The following is a 16,299-nucleotide window of genomic DNA, read 5'->3' as shown; positions in this document are numbered from 1 at the left end:
TTAATAATAATTTATTCGGTATTTTTAACTTCAAATTTTGTGAAATTTATAACTAATGGGTTGATTTCTTAATAATTGATTAGATTTGAGTCATGAAACTTATCAAACAGATATTAGATTTTTATTTAAACAGCAGCATTCATGTAGCTTTATCGTGTTTTGCATTGGTGCATATTACATTCCATGTCTTTCATATTCAGTACGATGAGCCGATGGCTTTGTTTGTTTTTTTCGGAACAATAGTGGGGTATAATTTTGTTAAATACGATGCTTTAGTTCGGGTGAAAAAAAATCCGATAGGAAGTCAGTTGAAAATTATTGCACTTTTGAGTCTTATTTCGGTGGTTTTGGTTGGTTATTATTTTTTTCAATTAAAGCGAATTACTCAAGTTGTTTCGTTTGGAATTTTTGCGATTACCGCATTATACACCCTTCCGTTTTTTCCGAACAGAAGAAATGCCCGAAACTGGGCCGGAGTAAAAATTTATATGGTTGCCATTTGTTGGGTGGGAGCGACTTTGGTTTTGCCCTTAATCAATGCTGAAATTCCTTTTACTTCTGATTTTTTTATCAAATGCATTCAGCGTTTTATTCTGGTTTTTGTTTTGATCTTGGTTTTCGAAATTCTTGATTTAGCCAATGATGATCCGCATCTGCAAACTGTACCACAAACGATAGGTGTAAAACAAACCAAAATTTTAGGGCTGTTATTGCTGATACCGTTTTGTTTGTTGGAGTTTTTAATTTCGACCTTTAATTATCAAGATCTTTTTATTAATATTATCATGATCACAATGTTGTGTTTGTTCATTGTATTTGCAAACACCAATAGATCTAAGTATTATACTTCTTTTTGGGTAGAAAGTGTGCCGATCTTTTGGTGGCTGATGTTGGTTCTGCTATAAGCTTCAGTAGTTTTTTTTTAACACGAATTACACGAATTATCACTAATTAATTAATGAGATTCTTGGCGGGGAATTTTTGCCACAGATCAAAGGATTAAAATGATTAAAAAATCTGTGCTAATCTTTTTAATCTGTGGCAAGAATAATTCAAGCCAATTCGTGTAGTTCGTGGCGAGCCTTTAGCCACAGATTAAAGGATTAAAATGATTAAAAAAATCCGTGCAAATCTTTTTAATCTGTGGTAAGAATAATTCAAGCCAATTCGTGTAGTTCGTGGCGAGCCTTTAGCCACAGATTAAAGGATTAAAATGATTAAAAAAATCCGTGTAAATCTTTTTAATCTATGGCAAGAATAATTCGTGCCAATTCGTGAAATTCGTGTCAAAAAATCTTCTGACGTGGACGATCTTTTTTATAAGAAACTGTTTTCTGCTGTTTCTTTGAGGATTTTATTTCTGGCTAAAAGAAAATTAGTCAGATGCTTTTCGAGACATATAATATCAAATAATTCCCCGAAAATTCCATAGGGTGTTTCATATTGTAAATGGTCTTTCATGATGGTAATCCCGTTTTGTTCTTCAAAAAAATGCTGGTGTTTGAATGTTTTGAATTTCCCTTCCTCCATTTCATCCAGAAAATAATCATAAAGATCCATTTTGGTGATTCGGCTTTTGTGCGTCAGATAAAACCCGAAGTGTTTTCCTTTCCAGGTGACGGTTTCATTGAAATTAATTAAGCCCGATGTAACACCGGCAATGGCTTTTTCGTTTGAAGTCGCTGTTGATTTCTGATGTAAATCAATATCTCTGGCGGTATCAAAAACAATTTGTTTTGAGGCTTTTATTTTGGTGACTAAGTTTATTGTTGTCATTGTATTAGATTTTTTAATGCTTTTTCTAAAGTGTCAAATTCAAATTGAAAACCTTCTTCAAGCAATCGTTTCGGAATCACATTCCTGCTTTTTAAAACCAATTCCGGTTCTGTCCGGATAAGCAGAGAGCCCAATTTTAATAGCGATTCCGTTATTGGAATCCCAAATGGAACCTGAACAGCTTTTCGTAATAAGGACATGAAATTTTTATTTGCCACGGGTTTTGGAGCAACAATATTCAGTACTCCGGTTATTTCTTTGTCGATTATAAAATCTATTGCTCTGGCAAAATCTGTTTCATGAATCCAGCTTACCATTTGGTTTCCATTTCCTTGTTTTCCGCCAAAGCCAAATTGGGCAAGGGTTTTTAGCGGCACTAATGCACCTCCCTTTTTTCCTAAAACAATAGAAGTTCTCAAAGCCGTTTTTAAGGTACTTGGCGTTTCGGTTTTAAAAAAAGCCTTTTCCCAGGATTGCGCCACGTTCATCGAGAAATCATTGCCAATTTCGCCGTTCCTTTCGTCCATTTCCTTGTCTAAAGAGAAACGATATATGGTGGAGGTTGAGGAATTCAGCCAGTGTTTTGGTGCGTTTTTGCAATTTAAGACCGCTTTATTTAAAATCTTGGTGCTTTCAATTCGGGATAACAGTATCTCTTTTTTGTTTTCTTTGGTGTACCGGCAGTCAACTGATTTTCCGGCAAGGTTTATCAAAACGGCTGCGTTTTCCAGTTCTTTTTCCCAGCCGGAGAATGTCTTAGCATTCCAATTGATATATTTAATTCCGTCAATCGTTTTTGATTTCCCTCGGGTTAAGATTACGATTTCTCCGAATCTGTCTTTAAAATGACTTAGTAAACTCTGACCTAAAAAGCCGGTTCCTGCTGCGATGATTAATTTATTTCGGATCATTAGAAATTTAAAATTAAGAGTAAAACAATAAGTCTGTAAACAACCCACGTGATACATAAGTAAGTTGGTAGTTGTAGTATTTTAATCCTTCTGTAATGTTCCATAAACATAATAAAAGCGGTAAGAACAAACCAAATTAAGGTTACATTAGCTGAAAGATTCACAACAGTCTGCAATGCCAGTATTGGAAGCAATAGTAAGGATCCCATTAAAGAAACCGTCATTAGATTCCCGTTATAATTGAGGATTGTTTTTCGGTCTGATTTCAAAAGAAACAAAGATTGAAAAAAGAGTTGTCCTATCGCTATCATAAACTCTCTTGTGATACTTGCTTTTGGCAAACTCGGAATCAGAAAAGAATAGTTGTACAATACGATTGTGGTCATAACAGTAGCAAAACCAATAAATAAAAAGCGATACTTATAATTGAAATTCGGTACACATTGTAACTTCGCGGCTGTATTGATTTTACTCGGAATAATGACTTTTCGATTATAAGAAACAAACGAATACAGTTTCTTCAAAAAGAATTTAACAGGTTTTATATTTCCGATTTTTTCAATTAAAGGAAAAGAGAATCCAAGGACTTTTAGCAAACTGTCAATTCCGTAAAGCACCGTTTGATTTTTGTTGTCTATTAACGCAATTTCATTGGAAGCACGGTTTATGTCAACAAAAGTTTGCTCGTTTTCATCTAATTGACAATACGATTTACGACCGTTTTCGTCCAGCATTTTTGCTTTTATAAAACCCGTAGTGTAAACTTGACATAACGGACAGTCTTCGTCATACAGTAAAGTTTGGTTTTCCAGTGTTTTCATGACAGTTAGTTTTTAGTAAATCTGACGGGTTTTATAGGTCCCGCCAGATGTAAGGAATGACTTAAGCTTTAAATACTAATCGTTCTTCTCTTGTTTCTTTTGCTTTTCTTTTTCCTCTGAAGAAAAAGTACAAATTGATGAATAACATTATACCTAAGTAAATAGAAAACCCGCCAATTTTATAACTTAAATTTTCAATTAATTCCTGGTAACTGTCTCTGCTCAATTCAAGTTGTAAAATCATTAAAGCGAATCCAACATTTAAAAGATAGAAACCGGTTTCAAAAAGTTTATTAGTAGCCTGAGCGATATCTTCTCTTCCTTTAAAAATATCAAGCATAAAGATTTTCCCATTTTTAAAAAGCGTTTTAGAAACATAATAGGTAAGGAATAATGCAATTGGCAAATAAATACTGTAACCGATTAAGATTTTTGTAGTTTCCATGAGAGTTAAATTTAAGGTGTTATTTAATTAGTTTTTGAATGTATTTAGTAAGAATTATAATATTGAGATAATGTAAAATTGAAATGATGAAAATAATGATCGCCGTTTTTATTCCGATGGTTTCAATAAGTTGTGTTGATGATGTGATTTTCTGCCAGGAAACTAAAGTCATGGCACAATAACCACTATTCAAAAGATAATACGCCAGTAACAATACCTGATTGATTTTTTGACAGATTTCGACGTGATCCGGAATTAGTTCGCGGACATAAATGTTCCCATTCTTGTAACAGATTTTCCCAACTCTGAAAATGATGAAAATCGTGATGCTGAGGTAAATCAGATAGCCAGTAATGTTGAGATTCATGGTCTGTTTGTTTATAGTTATTGATTGTTTTAAACTTTCAGAAAAAAATGAAACTTTTAATTAAATTTTTTTATTTCATGATTTTTAAGACCAGACGACCCAGCCAGTTTTCGTTAAACTCTGTTATTTTATCCAGCATATTATCTGCCTTTAAAACAAAATCATACAATTTATTGGTTTGATCGATAAAGTGTTTTTCTTCGGCAGTGTCTTTTGCTTCTATTGAGGAAACTTCTTTTAGGATTTTAAGAGCAGGTTTAATTTCTCTTTTGCTTCTTTCTCTGGCAATTTTTACGGCCAATTCGTCCAGATCTTTTTCAGCAGTAAAAAATTCCCTTCTTTCTCCGGCTTTGTATTCTTTATATACAATTCCCCAATCCATTAAACCTCTTAAGTTCATACTTGCATTACCACGGGAGATCTGCAATTCATCCATAATATCTTCCATAGAAACCGGTTCGTTAGAAACCATCAGTAAAGCATGAATCTGTGCCATGGTTTTATTGATGCCCCATTGAGAACCTAAAGCTCCCCAGGTCTGTATGAATTTATTTTTTGCTTCTTTGAATTCCATAGATCAAATGTAGGCAAAAGTTTTTAAACTTTCAAAAATAATTGAAAGATAATTTTAAAATAGAATAGCATTGCCTCTTACAATGGTGTGCTAACTGCATTTTTAAAGTTTTAAAAGCACTGCTATTCTGCGATTAAGTTAGGGGTGTTTGCTTTGAATTCATTTACTAAACTATTTATCTCATATAGGTAAGAAGGGCTTTCATGACATTTAAAAGGACTCTTGGGGCATTTTTTAGCTCTTTCATGACAAAAAAAATTTGCCCCATGACATTTTTTTACACAAAGAACGACTGCTGTTATAGCTTTGATAGGGAATTTAAGAGATGGAGTACAGAATAGCGTTCCATTTTTATGCCCGTTTACTTTTCAATAAAGAGAAGAGCAACCACTCGAAAGAAACCAGCTCCATTCTGAAAAGTTCTAATTAAACATGACAAAAACCAAAAACCAAACCATAATGGAAAATTTAGTAACAGAAGATTATTTAGCAGAAGGAACTATAGGAAATGTTGGGATGCCGGGTGCTCCAATTGCTACGTTTAGTTTGATAGTAAAGCCATTGAAGAATTCTGTGACGGGTACCGTTATCATTAAACAAACCGTAGATGATGCTGAAAATGATATAGCCGTTGAGGTTAAAGGAAAAATCAATGTTACGCGATTAGGACAATTCACAAAAGTAGTCAGCCTGCAAGGAAAGTACAGACAGTCGCTGGAGAAATCGGAGAATGACTCTTTTTTGGCTGATTTTGATGCCTATTTTGCGATTAACAACTGCTGGGACGGAACGGGAGGTTTTTCGTGCCACAATCACCAGATCGAAAATGAACCTGTTGCTTTGGCGGAAAATTTGAAAGAGGAATTTGGTATCAATTAAAAAAGATGCGCCTGATCATTTTACTGCCCGTAATGTGAATTTAAATAAATGTTTTGCTGCTTAATTATATCCCTAAATAAACCAAATCTAAACTGTGAAAAAGATGAAAAAAACAACCACAAAAATTATTGCTGTAGCATTTATGGTAATAGTAATCCTGTTTTTAGGATGTAAAAAAGAGAAAGGCCTTTTGGCTTCTAATGATTATGAGTATTTACCACAAGATGTAAAAGAAACTTGTACGATGTCTGAATCCGAGTTTAAGTCTTGGTTCGCTTCAGGTACCGTAACTGAAAACGGATTAGTCAAACCGGCGAACAGTGTATTATTTCCGAGTAAAAACAATTGTGATTTTTATAAATGGTCGGAGCAGATGTTCTTATGGCTAACGTCTCCGGCTTCAGGAGGATATAACGGAAAAGGAACTGTTTTAGAATCTTCCGTATTCTACAATGTTTCACCTCCTGATTCCTTAAACAAACGTACGCTGACACAACACAAAGCCAATGAAGCGCTTCGTGCGGTAAGTAACATTAATCAAAGCGGACCAAACAGATTGCCTATTTTGATCGATAAAAATGGAAGAAGGTTTGAAATTGAAGCAGCGAAAAAGGATGAAAAAGTTAAAAACGACGTTAACAAATTAATCCAGTTCGATCATATTTCGACCAATGCCTCAGGATTACACTCTTTTATTGATACAAAAGGAAAAGTCATCAAAAATCCAAAACCTGTTATCGACAGTAAAATTAACCCGTCTGCGGTGGTACAGGAATTTAAAATAGGGGCAAAATCAATTTTTCTTGATTCTAAAGGTAGAGAAGTGCAGTCTGAACAAGGACAGGCAGGTTCTCATGGCGCTTTAATGGGAGAAAATAAATCATTAGTATATTATATCACTATGGTTAATGATGTTTACGCTTATTTTTTAACAGGAGTTAACGAGGGTAAATTAAACGGAAATCAATTTCCAACCACAGCCAGCGCCAGAGATAGTATTTTGGCCTATGCAAAAACAAAAGGCTGGGCCGCACCTCCCGATCCGGATGCTTTGGCAATGGAATTAAAAACGTCATGGGTAGAAGTCAAAGATTTACCAAACGCGGATACTTATGTTACGATAAAAGCGGTAATCCCTACTTATGATAAGTCCAATCCAAAGGTATGGGTTGAAAAGGGGCAAAAAACAACAACATTAGCATTGGTAGGAATGCATGTTGTAGGAAGTGTAGCCGGACATCCTGAAATGGTTTGGGCCACTTTTGAACATGAGAAAAATTCACCAAATGATGCATATGCGTATCGCGACAAACAAAATAATATAAAACAGGTGCGAGCCGATACCGGTAAAGGATGGCTTTTTAATGTCAATGCCAATGATACAACAGGAAATCAAAACTTTCAAAGTATGACTGTTTCAGGTAATACGATTCAGGTAAAAGATACAACGATTAAGACTCCTAATGTAAGAAGAATTATGGCTTGGGGAGTGGCTTCTAATACCGTTCCTAACGGAGAAGATCAAACACCGGCTGATTCCAACAGTGAGATCATTTCCATAAATAATGCCGTTCGTAAGATGTTGGTAGGCAAAGATGTCAGAAAAAATTATCTGTTAATAGGAGCAACATGGACTTTTGGAGGTGCGGCACCAAACGGGAATGTTTACCCCTACGGAGGGACAGCTGACTCAATTCCTAATGGAGATGCAATTGGTACCGGACAGTTGTCTAATAGTACCATGGAAACGTTTGTTCAATCTCCATCAACGGCTTCGACAGACAGCACGGCAATCTCTTGTTTTTCTTGTCATAGTAATAATACTAGTCCTAGTCTGCAACCCAAAATCCTGAGTCATGTTTTCGGTGAAATTATACCGTTATCGTCCTCTAGTAAGAAAAAAATATAAGTGAAATAAAAATGGTATTGTCGTCAAAAAGCGATTGATCACCTAAAATAAGAATGGCAAAAAAAGCGAAGCAACAGTTTCGGTTTTTTTGCTGTTTTTGTCTTTCTAAATAATAAATCTCAAACACCAACAATTAACCTAAAAAAGAAGTATTATGACAACATTTTCATCAAGTCCGAATTTTGCGAATGGTTACCCGACACCGGGACCGCAAGATCCGACACCCCAAAAAGTTTTCGATCATATTTTTTTTCTTTCAGAAACAGATTGGAAAATAGCTAGAGAACAAGAGCATTTTGATTTTATTATAATTGGTAGTGGTTTTTGTTCTTTGGCTTTTGCTGAGCGAACTTTAGCTCAAAACCCAATGTCTAAAATTTTGATTGTAGAAAGAGGTCCTTTTTTCCTGCCGGAACATTTTCAAAATTTACCTATTCCTTATCAACATGTGTTAGGTGGATTGTCAGAAACATTTCCGTGGACACTTTCGAGTAAAACGGCAACACAACCTGCAGGGAATATCCAGTTTCAACACGGAATGATTCCTTTTTTTGGAGGAAGAAGTATTATGTGGAGTGCCTGGTGTCCAAGACCTACACAGGAAGAAATGCAATATTGGCCGCAAGAAACTATAGATGCTGCAAAAGCGCATTTTAAATCGGCAGAAATTTTATTAAATGTAGTGCCGGCCGATCAGATCGATAGTGATTTAGATCCTGCCGTTTTAAAACATGTTGCTTTGCAACGCCCTGTGTACGGACTATTGCAAACCGAGCTTCAGGAAATGTTGGCTGCTAATTTAGGGAAAGTGACTTCAGCAACCAGAAGTATAGCAGCGCCTTTAGCAGCGGGGTCAGGGGTACAGGAAGGTTTGGATTTTGCTAAATTCTCTACCCCATCTGTAATGTTGGATCTTGCGATAAAACAATCTGATTTAAGTAAAAAAGGACAAGGTAGTCCGCTGCAAATGGTAGGCAATTGTATTGTAAACCGTATTCATCAGCAAGACGGCGTTGCCACTGCTTTAGAAACTTCCAGAGGAATGGTAAACGTAGGTAATGCTAAAGTGATTTTGGCAATGGGAACACTTCCTCCGGCTACGTTGATCTTAAATTCTTTTCCTCAGGTAAAAAGAGCAGGAGAACGTTTTACGGCACATTTTATTACCTCTGTAGTAGCACGTATCCCGCGTAAAGATTATGATTTTGCGAATCAATTAAGTGAATTGGAATTAGCGGCGATCTATATGGCAGGTGTAAATAAAGAAAGTGGTATGCAATATCACGTACAACTTTCGGTTCTTTCAGATAAAAATCCGCTTAAGAATGCTCAGAAAGCAGCTCGTTATATGCCGGATGTTGTTGCTACTGCCTCTATGGCACAGCTTACAAGTTCTGAGGATTATTTGGTATTTGTATGTGCAGTACTGGGCGAAATGGATTTCAGAAATCCGGAGAATTACCTGCGTCTTAACGGGCAATCTGATCCTACAACAAATGTAACGTTGCAGGCGGTAGCCGGTGAAACAGATTTGCAGACTTGGGATACCATGGATCATGGGACTTTTCAAATGTTAGAAGAGGCTTTATCACCAAAAGGACACACTGCTGTAGAATATTGGCATGGTAATGCAGATGAAGGAGTCTGGATGAGTGAGCACCCACCGGTTAAACAACGCAGAGTGGGCGGATTGGTTCATGAAGGTTCAAGTCTTTGGATTGGCAAAGGAGACGAAGGAGTTGTTGGTTTGGATTACCGTCCAAACGGTGTTGAGAATGTCTATGTGACAGGAGGAGCACTTTGGCCTGCAAGTGGTTCGTGGAATCCAACAATGACTATGGTTGCACTGGCTCAGGATTTGGCAGATAATTTGCACCAGGAGTCCCATATTAAGGTTAAAAGCGAATCTAAAACTTTTGTCTCCAATTAATCATGGAAAGTCAAGCTATAAACGAACTCGATACCGATATAAATAATATACCATTAGATACTATTCCTGCCATGACAGTGGGAGATGTACTCGATAAAACAGATGGTGTATATTTTTGTATCAAGAATCACGATGCTGTCTTTTTGTGGGTCAATAAAGATTTTGCAGATCTATTAGGGCAAAAGCAAGAAGACCTTATCGGGACCAGAGATAGTCGTGCCGCACATGTGGCCCATGACAAAGAGGTTATGGAAAGTGGTATCCCATTGTTGAATTACTATGAGACCATTGAAATAACCGAGCCAGACGGATCAGTTGCCGATTTAGAAATCGTTACTCAAAAAGGGCTTTTACGGAAGAAAGGTGGCGACGAAATTATAGGAATCACCGTGTGTTTTTCTAAACGATTTCCTAACGCCAATATCGAGGCCGATCGATTGATTCGAAAGTTAAATATGGTTCCCACTGGAATCGGAGGGTATTTAGCCCATGGACCCGAAAGTGATATCATCCTCCCGGAAGCAGCTTTACCGAAACGTTTTGATGGTGATCGTAGGGCTTATTCTACCAATTATTTTCTTTTAAAAGAAGGTGAGGTGCTTAAAATTCATGCCTTGAATCAAGATGAGCAATGGTTTTTCCATCAGGGAAGCGCGATCAAACTGCATATATTCTCAGAAGAGGGCGTTTATTCTACGATAACTTTTGGCAGTGATCTCGATCAGGGACAACTTCTAATGGGAGCTGCACCGCATAACCATTGGTTTGGTGCCGAATTATTAGGTCCGGGTTATGCCTTATCGAGCTGTAGTCTTGCTCCAGCCTGGGATAAAAGTGATAGTTTTCTTCCTACTCCTGAACAAATTGAAAGGCTTAAAATTAAATTTCCGGAGCAAGTTGAAATCATTAATAAGCTTCAGTAAAAGCATAAAAAAAAACGGAGCTATTCGCAATAGCAAGCAGCTCCATTTATAGTAGTATAAATCAAAACCGAAGCAATTGCTTCGGTTTTTTAGTTATCTTTTGTCTTCCTTGGAATAATTAGATTCTCCATCAAGAGGGATAGGATTTCCTAAAAAATGAGGTTCGCGATTTCTCAGAACATCAAAAAAGGATTTCACTATAGAAATACATTCTCTAAATCGGACATATTTATAGCCGCTATATTCCCCTTTGTTTGCAGAGAAACCAATTGATTTTACACCAAGTTTGTTTCCAATGTAAATGGCTCTGTTTAAATGGTATTCCTGAGAGATTAAAGTTGCTTTTTCAACTTTAAAAATATGCTTCGCTCTATACATCGTCGAATACGTATCGAAACCGGCATAATCAACAAAAATCTTAGTCGTATCAACACCGTTTCTATAACAGTACTTTTTCATGACCGTTAATTCATCATATTCGTCACGTCCATTGTCACCCGAAAGTAAAATTTTGCTAATTCTTTTGGTTTTGTACAGTAGAATTCCGGCATCAAGTCTGTCCTTTAAATATTTACTTGGCTGATCACCATTAATTCCCGCACCAAAAACAATTCCAATATCGTTTTTTGGTGATTTTTCTAAAGAGTGGTAAATAAGTTCTTCTGTAGTTGATTTTACATAGTAATTAACAGAAATAATCGCAACCAATCCTATAACAGAAAGGCAAAGGAATAGTTTAAAATACTTTTTCAAGAGTAGCTATTTTTTAATATTAAAATTCCAGTCACAGCCTTAAACTGCGACTGAAAACGGAGAACTTTTTAAAGTAATCCCGCACGTTTCAATAAAGCTTCAGGTTTTGGTTCCTGACCTCTAAAACGTTTGTATAAAAGCATCGGGTGTTCTGTTCCTCCTTTTGAAAGTACATTTTCTTTGAACTTTGAAGCTACTTCAGCATTAAAGATTCCTTTTTCCTGAAAATATTCAAAAGCATCTGCATCTAAAACTTCGGCCCATTTGTAACTGTAATATCCGGAAGAATAACCGCCTTGGAAAATATGTGAAAATGCCGTACTCATAGCATTCTCTTTTACTTCAGGGTACAATTTTGTATCGGCAAATTGCTTCGTTTCGAAAGCTTTTAGATCCGTAATGTTGGTCGGATCTTGTCCGTGCCAAGCCATATCCAATAATCCAAAACTCAACTGACGTAAAGTCGCTAGTCCTTCCTGAAAACTGGCACTTTCTTTTATTTTCTGAACATATTCAATTGGGATAATTTCATCCGTTTCATAATGATTGGCAAACAAAGCCAAAGCTTCCGGTTCGTAACACCAATTTTCCATAATCTGACTTGGTAATTCTACAAAGTCCCAAAAAACGGAAGTTCCGGACAGACTTGGGTAGGTGGTGTTGGCCAACATTCCGTGTAACCCGTGACCAAATTCGTGGAATAAAGTCGTTACTTCATTAAAAGTAAGTAAAGAAGGTTTTGTTTCTGTTGGTTTAGTGAAATTACAAACATTAGAAATGTGTGGTCTTTCGTTTACATCATTTTTTACATATTGCGATTTGAAGGAGGTCATCCAGGCGCCGTTTCGTTTTCCTTTTCTTGGGAAAAAATCCGCATAGAAAATCGAAACTAAGTTATTTTCAGCGTCTGTTACTTCATAAGTGGTAACTTCTTCATGGTATTTGTCAATATCAAAGACTTCTGTAAAGGTTAATCCGTATAGTTTTTCGGCAACGATGAAAGCTCCGTTTAATACTTTTTCTAACTGGAAATAAGGTTTTAGCTTTTCATCATCTAAGTTGAAAAGTTGTTGTTTTAATTTCTCAGAGTAATAAGAGCCATCCCATTTCTCCAATTCTTCAATTCCGTCCAGTTCTTTTGCAAAAGCCGTTAATTCTGCAAACTCTTTTTGAGCGGCAGGCTTTGCTTTCGCTAATAAATCGTTTAAGAAAGTAAAAACTTTTTCCGGGCTTTCTGCCATTCTTTCTTCCAGAACAAAATGCGCGTGTGTTTTATAGCCTAACAAATTGGCTCTTTCGAAACGTAATTTAGCTATTTTTAAAACATTCTCCTGATTGTCAAATTCGTTACCCTGAAATGCTTTTGCGCCAAAGGCAATGGCCATTTTTTTACGCAATTCGCGATTGTCAGCATAAGTCAAAAACGGAATATAACTTGGGTGGTCTAAAGTAAAAATCCAACCTTCTTTCTCCTGACTTTTTGCCAGTGACCGGGCTGCTTCAATAGTTCCTTCCGGTAATCCGGCTAAGTCACTTTCGTTTGTTAAATGCAATTCGAAGGCATTGGTTTCTGCCAAAACATTTTCGCCAAATTGTAAACTTAATTTAGAAAGTTCTTTGTCGATTTCGCGTAATTGCTCTTTTTTGTCTTCGGCTAAGTTGGCTCCATTTCTGGAGAAACTTTTATATTTTTTATCTAAAAGTGTCGTTTGTTCCGGAGTTAGATTCAAACTTTCTTTTTGATCATAAACTGCTTTTACTTTAGAAAATAAAGCGGCGTTTAACGTAATGTCATTTCCGAAATCCGATAATAAAGGCGAAACTTCCTGAGCGATTTTTTGCATTTCGTCATTCGTTTCAGCCGAATTTAAATTGAAGAAAATACTCGAAATACGATCCAAAATGTCACCGGAATATTCCAATGTAAGAATCGTATTTTCAAAAGTGGGTGTTTCGGGATTGTCTACGATGGCATCAATTTCGGCCTTGGCCTGAGCAATTCCTTCCTGAAAAGCAGGAAAATAATCTTCGATTTTGATTTGCGAAAATGGGGCTGTATTATGTCTGGTGTTGAAATATTGTGTTAAGATACTCATTGATATTGTTTTTTATTCTACTGATTTTTTATGACGTTTCGGGCTAATTTAGCGGTTTAATTTTGATTGTTAGGAGCCTGAAAAGTTAAAGTCATAATTTGAATTTTTCTAAATCTTGAAAGTTGTTCCAAAAACGTAGTAATTGGATTGTTTCGTTTTCTATTCGGTAATAAAGTGAAATGTGTTTGGTAATGACAATTTTGTAGACGTTTTTGTAGTTGGTCTTTAGGAATAAAACGGTGTCATTTTTTAGAAGGGCTATTATTGTGTCTACTTTTTTAATAAAATGTAAAGCACTTTTTTCAGACCATTCTGCTTCAAGATAATCGATGTTGTTCCAAAAATCTTTTTTAGCTTGTGGAGCCCAAATTACATCCATTATTTAAAATATTTTGAATAACGGATTTTGGTTTCTTCCATGACGGCATCATGTTGGATTCCTTCTTCTTTTTCTAAAGAATAAATAGCTTCATTGATTTTGCTTTTTTGCTCTTCTGATAAACTTTCTTTCGATTGAATGAAATCAACAATTTCCTGAATCAAATCAGGATTGTCTATGTCCAGAACAATTTTAGCTAATTCTATTTTAGAGGCTTGGATATTCATTACTGCTTTTTTATCAAAGTTAAGTTTTTCTTTTAAGTTTTAAAGTGTTTTAAATCTGATTGTTTGTCAAAAGAGAATAAGCGTAAAGGTCCATTTGAATTGAAATCTAAAATTCCCGCAGGATTTTGGAAATCTTGCGGGAATTAGTTTTTTATTTTTTTAAACCCTCAGCAGCTTTATTAACGGCAGCTTTAAGTTCTTCTTTGTATGAGATAATAGTCTCAAGAACCGCTTTGTCGTGACTTCCGATGATTTGTGCGGCCAGAATTCCGGCATTTTTTGCTCCATTTAGGGCAACTGTTGCTACAGGAACTCCACCCGGCATCTGAAGAATAGACAATACGCTATCCCATCCGTCAATAGAATTACTTGATTTTACAGGAACTCCAATTACAGGTAACGGTGACATCGAAGCAACCATTCCCGGTAAATGCGCTGCACCACCTGCTCCGGCAATAATCACCGAAATACCGCGAGTGTGCGCATTTTTACTGAAATCAAATAATTTTTCCGGTGTTCTGTGTGCCGAAACAATATCAACTTCTACTTCTATATTAAATTGTTTTAGTATGTCGATGGCATCCTGCATGACCGGCATGTCTGAGATACTTCCCATTATGATAGCTACTTTGCTCATGTTTTTTGTTTTTTTGTTGTGTGTTTTGTTTTAAGTTAAAAGTTTCATGTTTCACGTTTCACGTTTTAGACTGTGACTGAAAACTGAGACTGTTTTTTTTGTTTCAAGTTTCACGTTCAGGTTTTTGTCTTTGTATAAAAACTTTTTTAGTTAAAGTTATTTGAAGAATTTATAAATCAAAAATAGAATTCCAAAAGCGACTGCAATATAACATAGTACTAAAATAAGGAATGCGATAAAGCTTTTGATTCTTTCACCTAGATATTCCGTACTATCCGTAAATCTTTTAAAACTGTCTTTAATCAAATTTGAATTACTATTTACGCTGCTGAGGTTACTTAAGAAGTCTAAAAAATCCATTTTTATATTTTGATAAAACTTAAATTCTTAAAAACTTAAATTGAAAACAGAGACCGTTTTTTGTTCCAAGTTTTAGACTGCGACTGAAAACTGTGTCTGTTTTTATGTTTAAAGTTTCAAGTTTCACACTGTGACTGAAAACTGCGACTGTATACTTTCCTAACTAATAACCTTAATAGTATTCTTAACATCCTCTGCAATTCGTCTTGCCTCGGTCATGTCTTGATTTACAATCGTAACATGTCCCATTTTTCTGAACGGGCGTGTTTGTTTTTTACCGTAAATATGCGGTGTAACACCATTCCATCCTAAAATGGTTTCTATATTTTGGTATACGACATCGCCAGAGAATCCTTCTGCGCCGACTAAATTTACCATTACTCCGGCAACTTTACTTTCTGTATCTCCTAATGGAAGATCTAAAATGGCACGTAAATGATTTTCGAATTGTGAAGTATAACTGGCTTCAATAGAATAATGACCGGAATTGTGTGGACGCGGTGCGACCTCATTTACCAGGATTTCATCTTCGTTAGTTTGAAACATTTCGACCGCTAAAAGTCCAACGTGATTGAATTTTTCAGAAACATTTAAGGCAATCGCTCTGGCTTTTTCCGCTACTTTTTCATCAATACGGGCAGGGCAGATTACATATTCTACCTGATTGGCTTCGGGATGAAATTCCATCTCCACAACCGGATATGTTTTTATTTGACCGGACGGATTGCGACAAACAATAACCGCCAGTTCATTTTTGAACGGAATCATCGTTTCTGCAATACATTCTACATTTGGTAAAGAATCCAGATCGGTACTTTTACGAATCACTTTTACGCCATTTCCATCATATCCAAATTCCGTACATTTCCATACAAATGGTAATGTCAGATCGTTGATTTTTGATTTTAGACTTTCCAGATTCTCAAATTTTTCAAAAGGAGCCGTTGGAATATGGTTTGCGGCATAAAATTCTTTTTGAATTCCTTTGTTTTGAATTCCTTTTAAAGTTTTTGGAGAAGGGTAGATTTTTAGGCCTTCATTCTCTAATTGTGTTAAAGCTTCCAGATTAACCAATTCAATTTCGAAAGTTAAAACATCAACCAGTTTTCCAAAATTGTACACCGTTTCATAGTCCATTAAATCGCCTTTGAAAAATTGGTTGCAGGCAATTTTACTGGGTGCTTCGTCACTCGGATCTAATACATAAGTTTGTATGTCAAATTTTCGGGTATCAAATAACAGCATCTTGCCCAATTGTCCACCACCTAAAATTCCTAATTTAAAATCAGAAGAAAAATAATTCATTGTTGTG

Annotated in this window: 17 protein-coding genes; 5 read left to right on the top strand and 12 right to left on the bottom strand. The window is 35.9% G+C overall.

All coding sequences use genetic code 11. The features are described 5' to 3' along the window. Window positions 1-92 precede the first annotated feature (92 nt). Window positions 93-905: a hypothetical protein gene (locus AB674_RS05040; protein WP_047774379.1), complete on the top strand. Its 813-nt coding sequence runs from the start codon at window positions 93-95 to the stop codon at window positions 903-905. Window positions 906-1,317: 412 nt separating this feature from the next. Here the strand turns inward: AB674_RS05040 and AB674_RS05035 are convergent, their stop codons facing one another. The 6 genes from AB674_RS05035 to AB674_RS05010 form a co-directional block, all read right to left on the bottom strand. Beyond that, entirely contained in the window at window positions 1,318-1,776 is a 459-nt protein-coding gene (locus AB674_RS05035; RefSeq protein ID WP_047774377.1) for an SRPBCC family protein, read from the bottom strand. Continuing rightward, on the bottom strand, window positions 1,773-2,687 hold the full coding sequence (locus AB674_RS05030; RefSeq protein WP_047774376.1) for a TIGR01777 family oxidoreductase: 915 nt from the start codon (window positions 2,685-2,687) through the stop codon (window positions 1,773-1,775). The genes AB674_RS05035 and AB674_RS05030 overlap by 4 nt, the downstream gene beginning before the upstream one ends. Further along, entirely contained in the window at window positions 2,687-3,508 is an 822-nt protein-coding gene (locus tag AB674_RS05025; protein ID WP_047774374.1) for a hypothetical protein, read from the bottom strand. Before AB674_RS05025 ends, AB674_RS05030 begins: the two co-directional genes overlap by 1 nt. A 61-nt stretch (window positions 3,509-3,569) precedes the next feature. Then, entirely contained in the window at window positions 3,570-3,953 is a 384-nt protein-coding gene (locus AB674_RS05020; protein ID WP_047774372.1) for a hypothetical protein, read from the bottom strand. 19 nt (window positions 3,954-3,972) lie between these two features. Further along, on the bottom strand, window positions 3,973-4,320 hold the full coding sequence (locus AB674_RS05015; protein ID WP_047774371.1) for a hypothetical protein: 348 nt from the start codon (window positions 4,318-4,320) through the stop codon (window positions 3,973-3,975). A gap of 70 nt (window positions 4,321-4,390) precedes the next feature. After that, window positions 4,391-4,894, bottom strand: coding sequence for a GbsR/MarR family transcriptional regulator (locus AB674_RS05010; RefSeq protein ID WP_047774369.1), 504 nt, complete (start codon window positions 4,892-4,894; stop codon window positions 4,391-4,393). A gap of 459 nt (window positions 4,895-5,353) precedes the next feature. On the opposite strand from AB674_RS05010, the gene AB674_RS05005 reads away from it, so the two are divergent. From AB674_RS05005 to AB674_RS21830, 4 genes are all read left to right on the top strand, one after another. Further along, window positions 5,354-5,773, top strand: coding sequence for a DUF1842 domain-containing protein (locus AB674_RS05005; protein WP_047774503.1), 420 nt, complete (start codon window positions 5,354-5,356; stop codon window positions 5,771-5,773). A 103-nt stretch (window positions 5,774-5,876) separates the two neighbouring features. Beyond that, window positions 5,877-7,682 carry a hypothetical protein gene (locus AB674_RS05000; protein ID WP_047774367.1) on the top strand — a complete coding sequence of 602 codons (1,806 nt, stop codon included), beginning with the start codon at window positions 5,877-5,879 and terminating at the stop codon, window positions 7,680-7,682. A gap of 154 nt (window positions 7,683-7,836) precedes the next feature. Next, the gene (locus AB674_RS04995; RefSeq protein ID WP_047774366.1) at window positions 7,837-9,612 is read left to right on the top strand and encodes a GMC oxidoreductase; all 1,776 of its coding nucleotides are present in this window, start codon (window positions 7,837-7,839) and stop codon (window positions 9,610-9,612) included. A 71-nt stretch (window positions 9,613-9,683) separates the two neighbouring features. Then, window positions 9,684-10,535: a cupin domain-containing protein gene (locus AB674_RS21830; protein ID WP_165579346.1), complete on the top strand. Its 852-nt coding sequence runs from the start codon at window positions 9,684-9,686 to the stop codon at window positions 10,533-10,535. 93 nt (window positions 10,536-10,628) lie between these two features. Here AB674_RS21830 and AB674_RS04985 read toward each other — a convergent pair whose 3' ends face one another. The 6 genes from AB674_RS04985 to AB674_RS04955 all read right to left on the bottom strand — a co-directional run bounded on the left by AB674_RS04985 (window position 10,629) and on the right by AB674_RS04955 (window position 16,292). Then, complete coding sequence (locus AB674_RS04985) at window positions 10,629-11,288, bottom strand: vancomycin high temperature exclusion protein (protein ID WP_047774364.1); 660 nt, start codon at window positions 11,286-11,288, stop codon at window positions 10,629-10,631. 68 nt (window positions 11,289-11,356) lie between these two features. Continuing rightward, window positions 11,357-13,384, bottom strand: a complete 2,028-nt coding sequence (locus AB674_RS04980; protein ID WP_047774362.1) for a M3 family metallopeptidase — start codon at window positions 13,382-13,384, stop codon at window positions 11,357-11,359. A 91-nt stretch (window positions 13,385-13,475) separates the two neighbouring features. Then, a complete protein-coding gene (locus AB674_RS04975) occupies window positions 13,476-13,763 on the bottom strand; it encodes a type II toxin-antitoxin system RelE/ParE family toxin (protein WP_047774360.1) in 288 nt (95 codons plus the stop codon). Next, window positions 13,763-13,990: a hypothetical protein gene (locus AB674_RS04970; protein WP_047774358.1), complete on the bottom strand. Its 228-nt coding sequence runs from the start codon at window positions 13,988-13,990 to the stop codon at window positions 13,763-13,765. The genes AB674_RS04975 and AB674_RS04970 overlap by 1 nt, the downstream gene beginning before the upstream one ends. A gap of 151 nt (window positions 13,991-14,141) precedes the next feature. Beyond that, window positions 14,142-14,627 carry a 5-(carboxyamino)imidazole ribonucleotide mutase gene (gene purE / locus AB674_RS04965; protein WP_047774357.1) on the bottom strand — a complete coding sequence of 162 codons (486 nt, stop codon included), beginning with the start codon at window positions 14,625-14,627 and terminating at the stop codon, window positions 14,142-14,144. A gap of 519 nt (window positions 14,628-15,146) precedes the next feature. Beyond that, window positions 15,147-16,292, bottom strand: a complete 1,146-nt coding sequence (locus AB674_RS04955) for a 5-(carboxyamino)imidazole ribonucleotide synthase (protein WP_047774354.1) — start codon at window positions 16,290-16,292, stop codon at window positions 15,147-15,149. Between the last annotated feature and the right edge of the window lie 7 nt (window positions 16,293-16,299).

Origin of the sequence: Flavobacterium sp. ABG (genome assembly GCF_001027725.1) — a bacterium.
In the GTDB taxonomy this organism is placed as follows: domain Bacteria; phylum Bacteroidota; class Bacteroidia; order Flavobacteriales; family Flavobacteriaceae; genus Flavobacterium; species Flavobacterium cupriresistens.
This window is presented reverse-complemented; position numbering and strand designations above follow the sequence as displayed.